Below are 254 nucleotides of genomic sequence, written 5' to 3'. Positions count from 1 at the left end.
GGTCGTGGACGACGTTCGCACCCTCCGCGAGAGGTGGTAGCATGCGTCGACGCGACCTCCTCGCGGGCGCGGCGGGACTCGGCGTCGCCGGCCTCGGCGCCGGCGTCGTTTACGGCGGCGCGCTCGGCGGTGGCGGTGCGGTCGCCCCCGTCGACCTCCCGCGGATCGAGGCACCGGGGAGTCCGTCGGGGACCGAGACGGTTCCGGAGCCCGGCCGCGTCACTCTCGTGACGGTGTTCGCCACGTGGTGCGAC

General features: G+C 75.6%; 1 pseudogene. It reads left to right on the top strand.

From position 1 onward, the window contains the following. Nucleotides 1-41: 41 nt before the first annotated feature. Nucleotides 42-254, top strand: a pseudogene (locus tag SM753_RS20920) (TlpA family protein disulfide reductase); the annotation flags it as partial.

The sequence above is a fragment of the Halostella sp. PRR32 genome, assembly GCF_034808085.1.
GTDB lineage: Archaea > Halobacteriota > Halobacteria > Halobacteriales > Natronoarchaeaceae > Halostella > Halostella pelagica.
This window is presented reverse-complemented; position numbering and strand designations above follow the sequence as displayed.